General features: G+C 39.5%; 1 protein-coding gene. It reads left to right on the top strand.

Features of this window, described 5'->3' with window-relative positions; genetic code table 11:
• Positions 1–14: 14 nt before the first annotated feature.
• Positions 15–408 (top strand): class I SAM-dependent methyltransferase (locus PVOR_RS17115; RefSeq protein WP_138917797.1); only part of this gene is annotated, 394 nt, incomplete at its 3' end.

The following is a 408-nucleotide window of genomic DNA, read 5'->3' as shown; positions in this document are numbered from 1 at the left end:
GGTGGGTGAGTATATTGGATGATTCTGTTTTAGATTTTTATAATGACCTAACAGAAGATTACCATCTTATTTTCGTTGATTGGCATCATGCCATTTCTTGGCAAGGAGAGGTTCTAAGCAAATTCATTCATTCAAAACTAGCGAGTCTTAGCAAAGATGGTGCCTCGCTTTTAGACTGTTCCTGTGGTATCGGTACACAAGCAATAGGGTTGGCTAATCACGGATTTAAAGTAACGGGTACTGATTTAAGCCCAGCTTCTATTGAAAGAGCAACAAAAGAGGCAGAATCTTTCGGGGTTAAAATAAACTTTGGGGTAGCTGATTTTCGTTCATTAGAGAAAGATGTTTCCGGAGTTTATGATGTTGTTCTTTCCGCAGATAATGCAGTCCCACACCTTCTGACAGATA

This window comes from Paenibacillus vortex V453 (assembly GCF_000193415.1).
GTDB lineage: Bacteria > Bacillota > Bacilli > Paenibacillales > Paenibacillaceae > Paenibacillus_AQ > Paenibacillus_AQ glucanolyticus.
The sequence above is the reverse complement of the archived record's forward strand: the minus strand, read 5'-3'. Positions and strand labels throughout refer to the sequence as shown.